The sequence below is a fragment of the Sorangium sp. KYC3313 genome, assembly GCF_052075895.1.
In the GTDB taxonomy this organism is placed as follows: Bacteria; Myxococcota_A; Polyangia; order Polyangiales; family Polyangiaceae; genus Sorangium; species Sorangium cellulosum_B.
On the sequence record NZ_CP197255.1, the window covers coordinates 8,150,340 to 8,166,017 of the forward strand.

The window sequence follows — 15,678 nt, forward strand, 5'->3', positions numbered from 1 at the left end:
GGCGTTGCTTGCGGCGGTGTCGGTGAGCGTGGCAGTGCCGGTCCGGGCGGGCGACCCTGACGAGCCGAACCAACGCCTACATCGGCGACCTGTGGGGCGGCAGGATCGAGATCCGAAAAGGAGCGAGCTTCGTCTCGCACAACGTCTATTTCGGTGCCAACGCCCCGCATGACCCTTTCCGCCCGATCGAGGCGCGGCCCGAGGTGGGCGGTGCGGCTCGCGGACGGCGAGCTCATTGCGGGAGAGATCGGGGTCCAGGCCGGCGACGTCATCGATTTCTACCGGGGGCGCCTCGAGACCAGCAGCTTCACGGGCGATCTCGCGAACCCCGCGCTCGGCACGCTGGTCGTGGGCGAGGTGTACCCCTCGACGAGCGTCGCCGGGAGCTACAGCCAGGGCTGGCTCGCGAGGCTGAGCGTGACCATCGCCGGGCCGAGCGCCGCGCCGCTCCTGTTCGTGGACGGGGACGTGACCCTCGACGGGGCCCTGGAGATCCACGTGGAGGACGGGGCCATGCCCTTCCAGGCCGGCGATACCGTCGCCGTGCTCGGCTGGAGCGGCGCCCTCCAGGGGACGTTCTCCGAGGTGAGGATCGATGTGCCGCTCCCCCCCGGGCTCGCCTGGGACACCTCCGCGCTGTACACGACCGGCGGGATCGCCGTCGTGCCTGGCTGATCGCGGCCTGGTTGATCACGGCCCGCGCCCGCCGGCGCGGCGCGCCTGGCCCAGGGAGCCCGTTCTCACTGGCTTCGTTTGCCCGGATGAGTATTCTCTCGCGCGGGTGTCGCGGCGGCGGAGCGCCGCGACAGGTCTTCATGGGACGGTCGGGCCGCCTTCCCCCCCTCGCGCGACGTCGCTCGCGCCCTCGCGGTCCCCCTTGCCCCGATCCCCCTCTCACGAGCTTGCCCCCGGAACCTGGGCCCCCGCGCGCCGCATCGCCGAGCGCGTCCTCGGCCCGATCGAACGCTTCCTGCACGTCGAGGCCGCCAGCGGGATCGTCCTGCTCATCGCGTCCGTCGCCGCCCTCGCATGGGCGAACTCGCCGTGGGGCGACGCCTACGAGCACCTCTGGCACGTCCCGATCACGATCGGCGCCGGCTCGCTGGTGTTCACGCAGCCCCTGCACTTCTGGATCAACGAGGGGCTCATGACGATCTTCTTCTTCGTCGTCGGCCTGGAGATCCGGCGGGAGATCCACGAAGGGGAGCTCTCGGATCTCAAGCGCGCGGCGCTCCCGGTCGCCGCGGCGTTGGGCGGCATGATCGCGCCTGCGCTCCTTTACCTGTCGCTCAACGCTTCGCCGGCCTCGCGGCACGGCTGGGGCGTCCCCACGGCGACCGACATCGCGTTCGCGGTGGGCGTCCTCGCCTTGCTCGGCAAGCGCGTGCCCCCTGCCCTGCGCGTGCTCCTGCTCGCGCTCGCGATCATCGACGACATCGGCGCCATCATCGTCATCGCGCTCTTCTACTCGTCGGGCGTCGCGTGGAGCGGGCTGCTCATCGCCGGCGGCGGGGCGCTGGGCGTGCTGGTGCTCCAGCGCTTCGGCGTCCGCCGTCCCGCGGCCTACGTGGTCCCCGGCGCCGTCGTCTGGTGGGGCATGCTCCGCGCCGGCATCCACCCCACGATCGCCGGCGTCGCCATCGGCCTCCTGACGCCGGTGCGCTCCTGGTTCGGCAGCCACGGGTTCCTCGCCGCGGCGCGCGACGTGGTGGACAGGGTCGCCGCGCTCACCCAGCGCGACGGCCACCGCGCGGACGACCTGCTGAACCCCCTCGGGCGGATCCGGCAGGCCCAGCGCGAGGCGCTGCCGCCCGTGGTCCGGCTCCAGGCGGCGCTCCACCCGTGGGTCGCGTACGCCATCATGCCGCTGTTCGCCTTCGCCAACGCCGGCGTCCGCATCGATGGCTCCTCGCTCGGCCACACGGCCTCGGGGACGATCCTGCTCGGCGTCATGCTGGGCCTGGTCGCCGGCAAGCCGATCGGCGTCTTCCTCGCGAGCTTCGCGATGGTCCGGCTCGGCGTCTGCGCCCTGCCGCGCGGCGTCGGCTGGCGCGGAATCGCGGTCGTGGGGTGCGTCGCGGGCATCGGCTTCACCATGGCGATCTTCATCGCGGGCCTCGCGTTCGGCGACGGCGCGAAGCTCGCCGCCGCCAAGCTCGGCGTCCTGCTCGCCTCTGCCGTGGCGGCCGTGGTGGGCCTCCTCGTCGGCAGGCTCGCGCTGCCCGGGACCCCCACGCACGGCGCGGCGCTGACGCTCGAGGAAGCCGAGACGTCGACGGAGCGATAGCCGCCGCGCCGCGAGCAGCGGCCGCGTCCGGCTTGCCTCCGGCGTGCCTCCGGCGTGATCAGGCGTCGCCCCCGTGGACCGAGCGCAGGAGGCGCCGCACCGCGCGCGCGTCGGGCAGCCGGTAGGCGGCGCAGCTGCTCTCGTTGCCGACGTGGATGGTGCACGCGGAGGGCGGGAGCGCCGCGAAGATGTCCTCGTCGGTGCGGTCGTCCCCGATGGCGATCACCACCGCCCTCGCGGGGACGTCGTCCAGGATGCGCGGCACGACCCTGCCCTTGTGCACCCCGCGCGGCCGGACCTCGAGCACCTTCGCGCCGGCGAGCAGCTCCAGGGCGTCCGCAGGGATGCGCTCCGCGAGCCGCGCGCGCAGCTCGCGCAGGTGCCCGCCCGCCAGCTCGGGCTCCACGGTGCGGTAGTGCCACGCCAGGGTCACCGTCTTCTCCTCGATGAAGCTGCCCGGGGTGCGCCGGGTGAAGTCCTCCAGGATCGCCCGCACCTCGCCCTTCCAGGCCGCCGCGTCGGACTCGAGCGCGACCCAGCCGTCGCTCGCGTTGGGCCGGGACCAGAAGCCGTGCTCGGCGTGCAGGTGGAGCGGCATCGCGCCGAGCCAGCGCTCGATGTCGGCGCGCGGGCGGCCGCTCACGATGTGGACGCGGTCGCGCTCGGACAGCGCCCTCAGCAGCGCGAGGAGCTCCTCGTCCGGCGCGGCGAGGTCGGGCACCGGCGCGAAGGGGACCAGCGTGCCGTCGTAGTCGAGGATCCACACGCGCTGCGGCGCGACGCGCACGCGCTCGACGACGCTCTCGGGCATCCCTCGGCGCGACGGCGCGGCGGCCCCCGCGGGCTCCGGCGTCGCCGCGCGGTCGAGCTCGTCGAGGAACGTCTGCGCCCAGGCGTGGACGTCGTGCGTCGCCACGCGGCGGCGCAGCGCCGCCATCCGGCGCCGCTGCTCGGCGGGCGGCATGGCGATCGCCTGCTTCACGGCGGCGGCGACCGAGCCGATGTCGTACGGGTTGACGGAGATCGCCTCCGCGAGCTCGGAGGACGCGCCCGCGAACTCGCTCAGGATCAGGGCGCCGTCGTCGTCGACCCGCGCGGCGACGTACTCCTTCGCGACGAGGTTCATGCCGTCGCGCAGCGGGGTCACGAGCATCACGTCGGCGGCGAGGTAGAGGGCGACCACCTGCTCGAACGGCAGCGAGCGGTGCATGTAGTGGATCGGCGTCGCGTACGTCGTACCGTACTGCCCGTTGATGCGGCCGACCATCTCGTGCACGATCCGCCGGAAGTCGGCATACGCGCCGGCCATCTCGCGCGTGGGCACGGCCAGCTGGAGGAAGCGGACCCGATCGCGCAGCTCCGGCTCGCGCTCGAGGAACCGCTGGATCGCGAGCAGCCGGCGCGGGATCCCCTTCGTGTAATCGAGCCGGTCGATCCCGAGCACGACCTTGCGGCCGCACGCCTCGGCGCGGATGCGCGCCGCCTCCTCCCGCACACCGGGGTGGCTCGCGAGCCGCTCGATCTCGGCGGCGTCGATGCTGATGGGGTGGACCCCCAGCGCGACCCTGCGCCCGTCGTGCTCGAGCTCCGCCTCGCCCGGCTCGACGCCGAGCACGTGCGCCGCGGACGCCGCGAAGTTCCTGCGGTAGGCCGCCGTGTGGAAGCCGATCAGGTCCGCGCCGAGCAGGCCCCGGACGATCTGCTCCCGCCACGGGAGGATGCGGAAGACCTCGGCGGCGGGAAACGGGACGTGGAGGAAGAAGCCGATCCGGGCCCCGGGGAGGCGCCGCCGGAGGAGCGCCGGGAGGAGCAGGAGCTGGTAGTCGTGCACCCAGATCGCGTCGCCCGGCGTGTACTGCGCGGCGACGACGTCGGCGAAGTGCTCGTTGACGCGCTGGTAGGCCTCCCAGTCGAGCTCCGCGTCGAGGTTCACCTTGTCGAGCAGGTAGTGGAGCAGGGGCCAGAGGACGCCGTTCGAGAAGCCGTCGTAGAAGCGGTGCTGCTCCGCGGCGCCGAGGTGCACGGGCACGGCGCGCATCCCGGCGAGCGCCACGTCGGCGTCCCTTCGCTGCTCCGGGGAGAGGCTCGTGACGCTGCCCGGCCAGCCTATCCAGACCGCGCAGCGCCGCTCGTGGGGGCCGCGCATGGCGGCGGCGAGGCCGCCCGCGGAGCGCGTGAGGCAGAGCGCGCCGCGGTCCACGCGCACGCTGATCGGGAGACGGTTGGAGACGATGAGCAGTCGGGCCATGGAACTCCCCTCCTTGGCGGCGACGAGGCGCCGCCCCCCGGGCGCGAGGCGCGGCCCCCCCTCATCCGCCGGGCGCGAGGCGCGCCGGCGCAGGGACGAGCCGCGCGCCACGAGCCGTCGGAAACGAACAGGCGCGACGCCCACCGCGGGATCGCCGCGGGCGAGCGGCCGAACGAATTCTTTGAACTCAAACCATGTCGCGCGGCGTCGCGCAAGCTGATCCGACACGCCGGGGGCGTCACGCGTCGATCGATCCCCGGCGTCGCAGCGCCGGAGCGTCGCAACGCGTCGAGCGGCGATGGACGGCAACGCGGGTCGTTCGTTGGGCCGACAGGTACGCGGGCAGGGCGCGGATCTCTGGTGGCAGCGACGCGGCGCGCCGCTGGAGGAAGAGCGCCCTCGGGGCGGCCGGTTCAGGCCGAGCACCCCGCTGAAATATTTTGATCTCAAACGATGAGCGAACTAGAAATTCTGTCATGAGCCTGTCCTTCTCCGGACCGAAGGGGTGGATCGAGCAGCGCTGGATCGTGGTTGCGCTCATGCGCGACAGCATCCAGCACCACCTCGAGGACGGGCGGCCGAGCGAGGAGTTCGCGACGATCCACGGCGCCGCCGGGGCGCTCGGCGGGCAACGCGTGGTGCTCCCTGCGCGAAAGCTCCACGACGAGCTCAGGCGCGCGCGGGCCGAGCTCGCGGGCCGACCGATCGACGACCTGGCGATCAGCGGCAAGACCCGCGCGGTCCTCGGCCTGCGCTGGCCGCCGCCGCCGGAGCTCGAGACGATGCTCGTCACGGAGTGGGGGGACTCGGTGCCGCTGCTCGGCGCGCCATGCGGCGACAGCCTCGACGACGTCTTCGGCCACCTGCTCGATGGCCTCTTGCGCATCACGGAGGGAGCATCCGAGTCGGATCACGTCGAGATCATGGATCTGTAAGCGCCGTCTCGCCGGAGCTCACTCCTTCGACAGATACGCGATCATGAAGCACATCTCCTGATTCGTCCCTTCCCCCCAGGGCACGTCCTGCGGCGGCAGGGAGAACTGCCCCTCGCTGTCCACCGTGTTGTCCCATGTACACTCGGTGACGAAGCGATCGCCCGACCCCCAGCGCATCGGCTCATCGAACATGTAGAGCGCCTGGTGGTGGAACTCGAACTCGCCGCGCGCGGCGCACTCGCGCGCTCCGCCGTCGCGCTCGATCCAGGCCCGGTAGGAGCGGCCGAGCACGTGCATGTGCGGCATGACGCCGTACACGAGCAGCGGCGGGCCCTCGTTCGGCGCGGCGCTCCGCTCGGTGTGCGCCTCGGCGCCCGCGGGGATCGTGAAAGGGACCGGGCCGAACACATCCATGTAGACCTCGGCGCGAGGCGCCTCGCGCGAGAGCTCCAGGCGGTAGCCGGACCGATCGCGCGCGTCCGAGTTTCTGCGCCCGAAATAGTGCATCTGCATCACGAGCTGCTCGCCGGGCTCGACGCGGACCCCGGCGCCCTCCGGCAGCCGCGTCACCCCGACGCCGGGCGCCCAGCTGTGGAGCAGCTGCCAGTCGAGCTCGATGACCGGATCGCGGCACGGGAATGCGCGCGTCCCCGGCGCGACGCCGTAACCGATGCCCGCGTCGCCGCCGAGATCCCGGTACACGGCCATGTGGTGCACCACGGCCGGATTGCCGACCTCCGCCTCGAACGCCGTGATCCAGGCCGGCTCGGAGAAGGGGTTGTCGACGATCGTGCAGAAGTACTCGTTGCCGTCGTCGTCGAGGGAGACGTCGTGCTCCTCGGGCATCTCGAGCGTGGCGTCGGGCGACGCGATCGTGTCCGCCCGGCCCCGCGGCGGCGGCGAATCGACCGGATTGCCGAGCGGAGCGCCGTCGCGCGCCCATGCGTCGAAGAGGAGGCGCTCCTCTTGACCGAGGCTCATCCTCTCCGCGCCTTCGTAGCTGCGGCAGCTCGGGTCCAGCACCGGCGGCGGCATGTCCCCCGCGCTCACCCGCAGCGACATGAGCGCGGCCAGCCGCTGCGCCGTCGCCGCGTCCGTCAGCGCCACCCCGCCGACGCCAGCGCCGTCGTGGCATGAGGCGCACGAGCGCTCCACGAGCGGCTGGATGTCCCGGAACCACGTCACCTCCGGCCCCGGCGGCGCGGGCGCCTCCCCGTCGCCCCCACACCCCACCGTCCCCACCGCCCCGAGCACGAACACCGCCGCGCTCCGTGCCCTGCGCACAGCTTCGCCCCTCGTCATCACACGCCTCCTGTCGTCGCGGTCGGCTCAGGAGCCGCATCCCCGCGAACGCCCCTGTCAATCGACCGTTTGAAACGATTGTTTAATAGCCAGTCAGCGGTGTGTCAAGGGCCGGGCTCGACGAGGACGGCGGCGGTCCTCGAGCGTCGACGACGTGAGAGCGGAGAGGCGCGTGTCGGCGCGCGTGTGTATGTCAGCGCACATCCAGCACGGGGCCGAGCCGCGCGCGCTCGGCTAGGATCGCCCGCATGCGCAACCCCCGCCTTCTCCTGCCGCTGGCGACGGCCCTGGTCCTGGGATCCTTGCAAGGTGCCGGCTGCTCCGGCGAGTCGCCCGCGGGCGCGACCGCTGGCGCGGGCGCGACCGCTGGCGCGGGCGCGACCGCTGGCGGGTCGTCGAGCCCCGAGGGGTCGCGCTGCGAGCCGTCGGGCGGCGGACCGCACTGGCTCCTCGAGGGCGAGACCGTGACGTTCCCCGTGACGTGCGCGACCGGCCTCGCGCTCCCCGACGGCGCGATCGAGGTCGGCCCGCTCCCCGACGGCGCCACCTACGACCCGGTCGCGCGCGAGGTGACGTTCTCACCCGGGCTCGACCAGGCCGCCGTCTACGAGATCGAGATCCGCGTCGCGCCGACGTCCGAGGTCGGGCGCGTGAAGATCGGCGTCGCCGACGACTGGGCCGATCCTTCGAACGTGCCTGTCGTCGATCCGGCCCGCTATCCCGAGGAGTACGGCCTGCCGGTGCTCTTCCTCTCGCCGACCCCCGAGGCGAAGGAGTACGCGCCGGCCACGGTCGTCTACCGCGGCCGCACGTACAACGCCGAGGCGGAGCTCCGCGGCGAGAGCTCGCTCGGGTATCCGAAGAACAGCTTCACCCTCAAGTTCCCGAAGGAAGACAAGTTCAACGAGCCCGACGAGGCCGGCGGGTTCACCGACCGCCGCAAGGTCGTGCTCGTCAGCACGTTCGACGACAACTCCTATGTCCGGCAGCGCCTTGCGTACGACCTCTGGAACCGCCTCGATCCGGAGCACATCCAGATCAAGACGTACAGCGCGGTGGTGTACCTCGACGGGCAGTACACGGGGCTCTACACCGTGGCCGATCACGTCGACGGCTACCTCATGGAGGACCACGGGTACTCGCAGGACGGCAACCTCTACAAGGCGGTCAGCCACGACGCGAACTTCGCGCTGACCGCGCACAACGGCGAGCCGAAGGAGACGCTGCACGACGGCTTCGAGAAGAAAGAGGGGACGCCGCCGGAGGGCGAGCCGGAGGCGTTCGCGGACCTGGAGGACCTCGTGAGCTTCGTCGCCACGTCCGAAGCGGCCGTGTTCGCCGCCGAGATCGGGTCGCGGATCGATCTGCGCGATTACGAGGACTGGTGGATCTTCGCCACGTTCATCATGGCCGACGACTCGGCCGGAAAGAACAGCTACCACTACCGCGATCCGGTCGCAGGCGGCGTGTTCCGCTACGCGCCGTGGGACTTCAACGCGAGCTTCGGCCAGACGTGGGAGACGGAGCGCCAGCCGGCCTCCGATCGCGTCGAGTACCTCGGCGTGAACCTCCTCTTCCAGCGCCTGCTGGAGGAGCCCTCGCTCGGCGATCCGCTGCGCGCCCGCTACGGAGAGGTCCTGCGCGGCGCGCTCGGCGACGCCGAGATCCAGGCGATCGTGGACGGCTACGTGGCGCGCATCGACGCGAGCGCGCGCCGGGACGAGGCGAGGTGGGGCGAGGCGTACCGGAGCTACGAGGGCTGGAGCTGGCGCGGCGACTTCACGACGTACGAGGAGGAGATCGCGTACCTGAAGGCGTGGATCTCGGAGCGGTGGCGGCACCAGGACGCGCTCTACTGAGCGGAGCGCCCGCCCGGCGCGGGGCCGCTGGCCGATCGTCGCGCGGCCGGAGCGGACATTGACATCGCCCGACATGGCGGCGTGAATGCTGCGCGTGGATCCCTCGCCTCCCCCCCCGTCCTGGTCGGGAGCGCCGCGCGCGCACCGGCCCGGCGGCCGCGGCGATCGCGCGGAGCCCGCGCTGACGGTCGCCTCGCCGGGCGCGCCGTCCGTGCCGCCGCCCTCCGCCGCCGCCGCGGCCGCCGCCGCCGCGGCCGCGGTCGCGCCCCGGCCGCGCGCCGCGTGGATGCGACCGGCCTCCCTCCTGGCCGGCAGCGCCGTCCTCCTGGGGGTCGACCTCGCGTTCGCGATCACCCCGCGCGTCTCGATGGCGCTGACCGCGCTGGAGACGCTGCTCGTGCCCGCCTGGGTCGTGGCCGTCGTCTCGCTGGAGCGCGCGCACCGGACGCTCACCGGCGCGCAGGCCGAGGCCAGCCGGCCCCGGCTCGCGCTGTTCCTTCTGGCGCTCGGCCTGCTGCTCGCGTGCATCGGCGAGAAGTGGCTCCTCGTCTGGCAGCCGGCGGGCGACACGGCGCATCGCGGCGTCGTGCTCTACCGCTCGTACACCGTGCTCGCGTTCTCGCTGGCCCTCGGCGGCCTGCTCGGGCGCCGGCCGCTCGAGCGGCTCATGGCCACCGCCGCGGAGCACCCGGCGCGGCTCATGGCCGTGTCGTTCGGGGTCGCCACGCTGATCGGCAGCTTCCTGCTCACGCTGCCGCAGTCGCTCCGGCACATCGAGGACGCCTCGTTCGTCGACGGCCTGTTCATGTCCGCGAGCGCGGTGTGCGTGACCGGGCTCGCCGTCCACGGCATCGCCGAGACGTACACGCCGTTCGGCCAGGCGGTCCTGATCCTGCTGGTCCAGATCGGCGGGCTCGGGATCATGGTGCTGTCGACGTTCTTCGCCATCCTCGCCGGCAGGCGGCTCAGGCTGCGCGACGCCGCCGTGATGGCCGAGCTCATCGACGCCGAGTCGTTCGCCCGCCTCCGCCGCAACGTGGCCGCGATCGTCCTGTTCACGCTCGGCGTCGAGCTCGTGGGGGCGATCGCGCTCCTGTTCAGCTTCCTGCCGTACCCCCAGATCGCCTCCGGGCCCGTGCCCGGCGAGCCCCTGTCCGGCGCCGGCGATCACCTCTGGGCGGCCGTCTTCCACGCCGTCAGCGCGTACTGCAACGCGGGCTTCTCGCTGTTCGGCGGGGGGCTGGTCCCGCTGGTCGGCACCCCCGCGGTCTCCGCCGTGGTGGGGGGGCTCGTGATCTTCGGCAGCCTGGGCTTCCCCGTCCACGACGAGCTCGTGCGCCGGCTCCGGCTGCGGCTCCGCGGCGAGCGGCCGCCGCGGCTGTCGCTGCACAGCCGGGTCGTGCTGCTCACGACCGCGGTGCTGCTCGTGGCCGGCGCGGCGGGCTTCCTGCTGCTCGAGTGGCGCCGGTCGATGGCCGGCCTGTCGTGGCCCGTCAAGGTGATGGCGAGCTTCTTCCAGTCGGCGATGACGCGCTCCGCGGGCCTGAGCACGATCGACTTCGGCCTCATGGGCCCGGCGGCGTTGATGCTCACCTCCATGATGATGTTCATCGGCGGCGCGCCGGGCTCGACCTCGGGCGGGGTCAAGGTCACGACCGTCGCGGCGCTGTTCGCGGCGCTGCGCGCCGAGCTGCGCGGCGACGAGGCGCCGCACCTGCTCGGGCGGACGCTCCCCGCGGCCACCGTGCGCCGCGCCCTCGGGGTCGCGTTCCTCAGCATGGTGCTCGTCTCGGTGTTCGTGCTGATCCTGCTCGCCCTGGAGCCGCACGACCCGATGCGCCTCGCGATGGAGGCGGTCAGCGCGTTCGCCACGGCCGGGCTGTCGGCGAACGTCACGCCGTCGCTGAGCGCGCCGGGCAAGGTGGTCGTCACGCTCGCGATGTTCATCGGCCGCATCGGGCCGCTGACCATGGCCCTGGCGCTCGCCAACCAGGCGAGGGCGCGGAGCTACCGGCTGCCCGAGGAGCGCGTCGGCATCGGCTGAGCGCGCGGCCGGCCGGCGGCCCGGCCCCGGCGCCCCGCCCGGCCCGCGGATCAGTGGCGCTTGCCGCGGATCCGTGAGACGTTCGCGGCGCGCGCCGCCTGGCGGCGCCGCGGGACCATGAGATCGAAGAGCGTCCTTGTCATCGGGCTCGGCCGGTTCGGCACGTCGATCGTCGAAACCCTCTGGAAGAACGGCGCGGAGGTGATCGCGATCGACAACAACCCCGAGGCGGTCGACGCGGTGAAGGACAAGACCTCGGCCGCCTTCGTCGGCGACGCGACGGTGCACAAGGTGCTCGAGGGGATCGGCGCCCAGTACGTGGACACCGCGATCGTGACGTTCGGCGAGCACTTCGAGCCGTCGGTGCTCTGCGTGGCCTCCCTGGTCCGGATGCGGGTGCGCGAGGTGATCGCCCGCGCCGCCACCGATCGCCAGGCCGACATCCTGCGCGCCGTGGGCGCGGCCCGGGTGATCCAGATCGAGACCGAGATGGGCCGCCGCATCGGCGCCGACATCACGATGCCGCTCGCCCAGGATCTGCTCGATCTGGCCAGCCACTACCGCGTGGTCCCCTGGAACGCGCACGGGCCGCTCGTCGGGCAGACGCTCGCCGGCTCGAAGATCCGCCAGCGGTACCGTATCAACGTGCTCGGCGTGCGGCCGCACACGAGCAAGCTGCCCGGCGACAAGCCGCGGCTCGAGGCGCCCACGCCGGACTACGTGATCCGGGATGGAGACACGCTGCTGCTCGTGGGCGACGGCGACGACGTGAGCCGGTTCGTGGCCGAGGTCGGGGGCTGATCGGCCTCCGTGTCCCGCGTCGCGGCGCCCCGAACAGGCCACCCGAGCACATCCCGGCCGCGCGTTCCGGCTTTTCCCCTCGTCCTCGATGTGCGAGAGCGCCAGGCACATGCGTTCTTTCAAAGCGCCCTCTGCGATGCGCCTCGCTGTCTCGGAAGCGCTGCTGCTCGCGGTCGCGATGACCGCCAGCGCGGCGCGCGCGCAGCCCGCCGACGAGCCTCCGCCCGAGGGAGACGTGGGCGGGGCCTCCGTTCCTCGCGGCGGAGCCGGCGCGGTCGTCGTCCCCCAGCCGGGCACGGCCCAGCCGGCGCAGCCCGCCGCCGTCAGCCCGCCGAAGCTGATCACGTACGCCCCGCCCGCGTATCCGGAAGAGGCCCAGCGCGCGGGCGTCGAGGGGAGCGTCATCCTCAAGCTCGACATCGACAAGACCGGGCGCGTCACCAAGGCCGAGGTCCAGACGCCGGGCGGGCACGGCTTCGACGAGGCCGCGCTCGCGGCCGCGCCCGGCCTCGTGTTCGAGCCGGCGCGGCGCCCGGACGGCACGCCGGCGCCGGCGCGCATCCTCTACCGGTACGCGTTCACGCTCACCCCCAAGCCCGCCGACGCGGCGGCGCCGGCCCCGCCCGCCGACGTCGAGACGGTCGTCGGGACCGTCCTGTCCGCGAGCACCGGCGAGGGGCTCCCGGACATCTCGGTCAGCCTCCTCCGGCCCGACGGCAGCCGCGAGGACGTGAAGACCGACCAGCGCGGCAAGTTCCGCTTCAAGAACCTCCCGCCCGGCAAGTACCGCGTCGGGGTCGCCGCCGCGGGGTTCGAGCCGTTCACGGCCGACGAAGACATCGCGGAGGGCGAGACGATCGAGGTGCGCTACCGCATCTCGCTCGCGGCGCCCAAGGACGGCACGGCGCCGGGCATCGAGGTGACCGTGCAGGGCGAGCGCCCGCCGCGCGAGGTGACCCGGAGGACGCTCGAGCGCCGCGAGATCGACCGCATCCCGGGGACCGGCGGCGACGCGCTGCGCTCGCTGCAGAGCCTGCCCGGCGTCGCGCGCAGCGGGTTCGGGCTGCTCATCGTGCGCGGGTCCGCGCCGCAGGACACGCTCACGTTCATCGATCGCACCCCGGTGCCGATCATCTACCACTTCGGCGGCCTCTCCTCGGTCGTGCCGACCGAGATGCTCGAGAAGATCGACTTCTACCCGGGCAATTTCAGCGCCGTGTACGGCCGCGCCATGGGCGGCATCGTCGACGTCGGGCTCCGCTCGCCGAAGCAGGACGGCAAGTACCACGGCGTCGTCCAGCTCGATCTCATCGACGGGCGCGTGCTCCTCGAGGGGCCCGTCCCGTACCTCAAGGACTGGAAGTTCATCGCGGCGGGCCGGCGGAGCTGGGTCGACGCGTGGCTCGGGCCCGTGCTCAAGGAGGCGGGCTCCAGCGTGACGCAGGCGCCCGTCTACTACGACTACCAGTTCGTCCTCGAGGGCCGCCCCTCCGCCAGCGAGCGCGTGCGCGCGAGCTTCTACGGATCGGACGACGCCTTCAAGATCACCCTGGACAAGCCGCCGGAGGACGAGCCGGCGCTGACGGGCGACTTCGGGCTGCACACCGCCTTCCAGCGCTTCCAGCTCAGCTACGAGAACCGCCTGGGGAACCGGGACAGGATCCTCTGGTCGCTGGCCCTCGGCAGGGACGTCCTCGACTTCGGGGTCGCTCCCCTCTCCTTCAACATCACCTCGACCTCGCTCGACCTGCGGCTGGAGTACTCGCACCGGTTCGCCAGGTTCCTCACGATGAACGTCGGGACCGACCTTACGAGCGGCATCGCGACGGTCAACCTCCACGCGCCGACGAGGCAGCCTGCAGGCCACCCCTCGAACCAGCCGTTCTCGACGCTCCCCGCGCAGGACCAGTCGTTCGACGGCCCGTACTCCCGGCCGGCCGCCTACGCCGAGTTCGAGGTGGTCCCCTCGCCGCGCGCGCGGATCGTCCCCGGGGTGCGCGTCGACTACGCGCTCGACACGCGCACGCTCGACGTGAGCCCGAGGGTCAACGCGCGCTACGACATCCGGAGCGGCTTCCCGCGGACGACGGCGAAGGGCGGCGTGGGCCTCTACTACCAGGCGCCCCAGTTCCAGGAGAGCGTCGAGCCGTTCGGAACGGCGGATATCAAGTCGAACCGATCCATCCACTACGGCCTCGGGGTGGAGCAGGAGATCACGCCGCAGATCGACGTGACGGTGGACGGGTTCTACAAGCAGCTCGATCGGCAGGTCGTCTTCTCAGCTGAGAAGGACGGATATGCCAACGACGGCACCGGATACGCGGTGGGCGGCGAGGTGCTCTTGAAGTACAAGCCGGACGATCGCTTCTTCGGCTGGGCGGCGTACACCCTCTCGCGGTCGGTGCGCACGGACGGCCCCGGCGAGGAGGAGCACCCCACGCCGTGGGACCAGACGCACGTGCTGACCGTGCTCGGGAACCTGCAGCTCGGCCGGGGCTGGGAGGTCGGCGCGCGCTTCCGCCTCGTGTCGGGCAACCTGCAGACACCCTATGTCTGCGATCCGGAGCAGAAGGGGTGTAATCCGAACCGGGTGAACGCGATCTACCATGCTTCCTCGGGCAAGTACTCGCCCTTCCCGCTCGGGGGCGACTACAGCGAGAGGATGCCGCTGTTCCATCAGCTCGACATCCGCGCCGACAAGACGTGGCGATTCAAGACGTGGCAGCTCGGGCTCTACCTGGACGTGCAGAACGTCTACAACTACCAGGCTGCGGAGGGCATCAGCTACAACTTCAACTACACGAAGCGGGAGTACGTGACGGGGCTCCCCTTCCTGCCCACGCTCGGGCTGCGAGGAGACTTCTGATGAAACGGACCCGACTGCCCTCTCGCCGCGCGCTGCTCGCCGCGCTCTCGACCCTGGCCCTCGGCATCCCCTGCTGCTCGGGGAGCGACCTGGCTCCGTCGTCCGAGGTGGAGGGGCTCCGTGTCCTGGCCGTGACGGCGGACAGGCCGTACCCGGCGCGGGGCACGCCCGTGACGTTCCAGATGACGTACGCCGACGGGCTGGGCGACGCCGACGGCAACCCGCGGAAGGTCGAGGTCGCGTGGATCGGGGGCTGCGTGAACCCGCCTGTCGGAATAGACGCGCAGATCGGGTGCCTCCCGCAGTGGATCGGCACCTCCATTACGGCCATGGCCCCGCCGCAGGGAGGAGAAGGTGGCGGCGGCAACGGCGGCGCCAACGATGGCGGCGGCGGCGCCAGCGACGGCGGCGGCGGTGTCAGCGATGGCGGCGGCGGTGTCAGCGATGGCGGCGGCGGTGCCAGCGACGGCGGCGGCGGCAGCGCCGGCGGCGATGGCGGCCAGGAGGAGCAGACCGCTCTCTTCAAGCGACAGGAGCTCGAGCCGGGGCTGAGCGGCAAGCCCAACGCAGCGTCGTTCACGTGGACGCTGTCGAGCGACATCCTCAGGGGCAAGGGCGCAGGACACACCGCGACCGGAACGAAGTACTCGTCGGCCTACGTGCTGTTCGCCGTGTGCGCCGGCAAGATGCGACCCACGCCGGCGCTGTCGGCAGCGCTGACGGCGGTTCTGACAGGCGCTGACCCGTCCGCGGCGCTGGCAGGCGTCATGGGGATTCCACTGGAGTGCGTCGATGAAGACGGGAAGGTGCTCGGTCCGGACAGCTTCGTCGTGGGCTACACGCAGGTCTTTGTCTTCCAGGATTCGGATCAACGCGCCAACACGAACCCGCCCATCGACGAATTCACGCTGAAGCTGGACGATAAGGAGGTCGCGCTCGGCGAGAGCGGCCTGCCCCTCGTGGAACCGTGCATCCGGCCGGAAACGAAGGCCCAGGGATGCGGCCCGGCAGAGCCGGACGCCGACGACTGCACGACCTACGACATCGACGTGATCGTGCCGTCCGACGCCGCCGACGTGGACGTGGAGGCCACGGCGCTCGGGGGGCCGCCCGCGCGCGAGGCGCTCTGGGTCGACTACTACACGGACGGGGGCGGATTCGACGGGGCGAGGCGCCTCGTGAGCGACGCGGTGACGGGCCCCGGCGAGCGCCACGGGACCACCTGGACGCCGCCCTCGAAGCCGGGGCGCGTGTCGCTGTGGGCGGTCGTCCACGACACCCGGGGCGGATCGAGCGTGAAACAGCTGGAGGTCGAGGTGCGGGAGAAGGAGTAGTC

At 72.3% G+C, this 15,678-nt stretch carries 10 protein-coding genes; 8 read left to right on the forward strand and 2 right to left on the reverse strand.

The genetic code is table 11. From position 1 onward, the window contains the following. Nucleotides 1-168: 168 nt before the first annotated feature. Nucleotides 169-675: a hypothetical protein gene (locus tag ACSRUE_RS31400; protein WP_441286804.1), complete on the forward strand. Its 507-nt coding sequence runs from the start codon at nt 169-171 to the stop codon at nt 673-675. 202 nt (nt 676-877) lie between these two features. After that, on the forward strand, nt 878-2,287 hold the full coding sequence (gene nhaA, locus ACSRUE_RS31405; protein ID WP_441286805.1) for a Na+/H+ antiporter NhaA: 1,410 nt from the start codon (nt 878-880) through the stop codon (nt 2,285-2,287). A gap of 58 nt (nt 2,288-2,345) precedes the next feature. Here the strand turns inward: nhaA and ACSRUE_RS31410 are convergent, their stop codons facing one another. Further along, a complete protein-coding gene (locus tag ACSRUE_RS31410) occupies nt 2,346-4,535 on the reverse strand; it encodes a bifunctional alpha,alpha-trehalose-phosphate synthase (UDP-forming)/trehalose-phosphatase (protein ID WP_441286806.1) in 2,190 nt (729 codons plus the stop codon). A gap of 476 nt (nt 4,536-5,011) precedes the next feature. Between ACSRUE_RS31410 and ACSRUE_RS31415 the strand changes: the two genes are divergently transcribed. Then, the gene (locus ACSRUE_RS31415) at nt 5,012-5,470 is read left to right on the forward strand and encodes a hypothetical protein (RefSeq protein ID WP_441286807.1); all 459 of its coding nucleotides are present in this window, start codon (nt 5,012-5,014) and stop codon (nt 5,468-5,470) included. 18 nt (nt 5,471-5,488) lie between these two features. Here the strand turns inward: ACSRUE_RS31415 and ACSRUE_RS31420 are convergent, their stop codons facing one another. Next, entirely contained in the window at nt 5,489-6,772 is a 1,284-nt protein-coding gene (locus ACSRUE_RS31420; protein WP_441286808.1) for a monooxygenase, read from the reverse strand. A gap of 248 nt (nt 6,773-7,020) precedes the next feature. Between ACSRUE_RS31420 and ACSRUE_RS31425 the strand changes: the two genes are divergently transcribed. From ACSRUE_RS31425 to ACSRUE_RS31445, 5 genes are all read left to right on the forward strand, one after another. Then, complete coding sequence (locus ACSRUE_RS31425; RefSeq protein WP_441286809.1) at nt 7,021-8,631, forward strand: CotH kinase family protein; 1,611 nt, start codon at nt 7,021-7,023, stop codon at nt 8,629-8,631. An 85-nt stretch (nt 8,632-8,716) separates the two neighbouring features. Continuing rightward, on the forward strand, nt 8,717-10,675 hold the full coding sequence (locus tag ACSRUE_RS31430; RefSeq protein WP_441286810.1) for a TrkH family potassium uptake protein: 1,959 nt from the start codon (nt 8,717-8,719) through the stop codon (nt 10,673-10,675). A gap of 117 nt (nt 10,676-10,792) precedes the next feature. Then, on the forward strand, nt 10,793-11,476 hold the full coding sequence (locus tag ACSRUE_RS31435) for a potassium channel family protein (RefSeq protein ID WP_441286811.1): 684 nt from the start codon (nt 10,793-10,795) through the stop codon (nt 11,474-11,476). A 136-nt stretch (nt 11,477-11,612) separates the two neighbouring features. Then, on the forward strand, nt 11,613-14,342 hold the full coding sequence (locus tag ACSRUE_RS31440) for a TonB-dependent receptor domain-containing protein (protein WP_441286812.1): 2,730 nt from the start codon (nt 11,613-11,615) through the stop codon (nt 14,340-14,342). Further along, complete coding sequence (locus ACSRUE_RS31445; RefSeq protein ID WP_441286813.1) at nt 14,342-15,676, forward strand: hypothetical protein; 1,335 nt, start codon at nt 14,342-14,344, stop codon at nt 15,674-15,676. Before ACSRUE_RS31440 ends, ACSRUE_RS31445 begins: the two co-directional genes overlap by 1 nt. Nucleotides 15,677-15,678: the final 2 nt, after the last annotated feature.

What these genes read in the sequence shown, in the direction of transcription:
- ACSRUE_RS31400 (WP_441286804.1), top strand. Translation starts at nt 169, where the DNA reads ATGACCCTTTCCGCCCGATCGAGGCGCGGCCCGAGGTGGGCGGTGCGG.
- ACSRUE_RS31410 (WP_441286806.1), bottom strand. Translation starts at nt 4,535, where the DNA reads ATGGCCCGACTGCTCATCGTCTCCAACCGTCTCCCGATCAGCGTGCGC.
- ACSRUE_RS31415 (WP_441286807.1), top strand. Translation starts at nt 5,012, where the DNA reads ATGAGCCTGTCCTTCTCCGGACCGAAGGGGTGGATCGAGCAGCGCTGG.
- ACSRUE_RS31420 (WP_441286808.1), bottom strand. Translation starts at nt 6,772, where the DNA reads ATGACGAGGGGCGAAGCTGTGCGCAGGGCACGGAGCGCGGCGGTGTTC.
- ACSRUE_RS31425 (WP_441286809.1), top strand. Translation starts at nt 7,021, where the DNA reads ATGCGCAACCCCCGCCTTCTCCTGCCGCTGGCGACGGCCCTGGTCCTG.
- ACSRUE_RS31430 (WP_441286810.1), top strand. Translation starts at nt 8,717, where the DNA reads ATGCTGCGCGTGGATCCCTCGCCTCCCCCCCCGTCCTGGTCGGGAGCG.
- ACSRUE_RS31435 (WP_441286811.1), top strand. Translation starts at nt 10,793, where the DNA reads ATGAGATCGAAGAGCGTCCTTGTCATCGGGCTCGGCCGGTTCGGCACG.
- ACSRUE_RS31440 (WP_441286812.1), top strand. Translation starts at nt 11,613, where the DNA reads ATGCGCCTCGCTGTCTCGGAAGCGCTGCTGCTCGCGGTCGCGATGACC.
- ACSRUE_RS31445 (WP_441286813.1), top strand. Translation starts at nt 14,342, where the DNA reads ATGAAACGGACCCGACTGCCCTCTCGCCGCGCGCTGCTCGCCGCGCTC.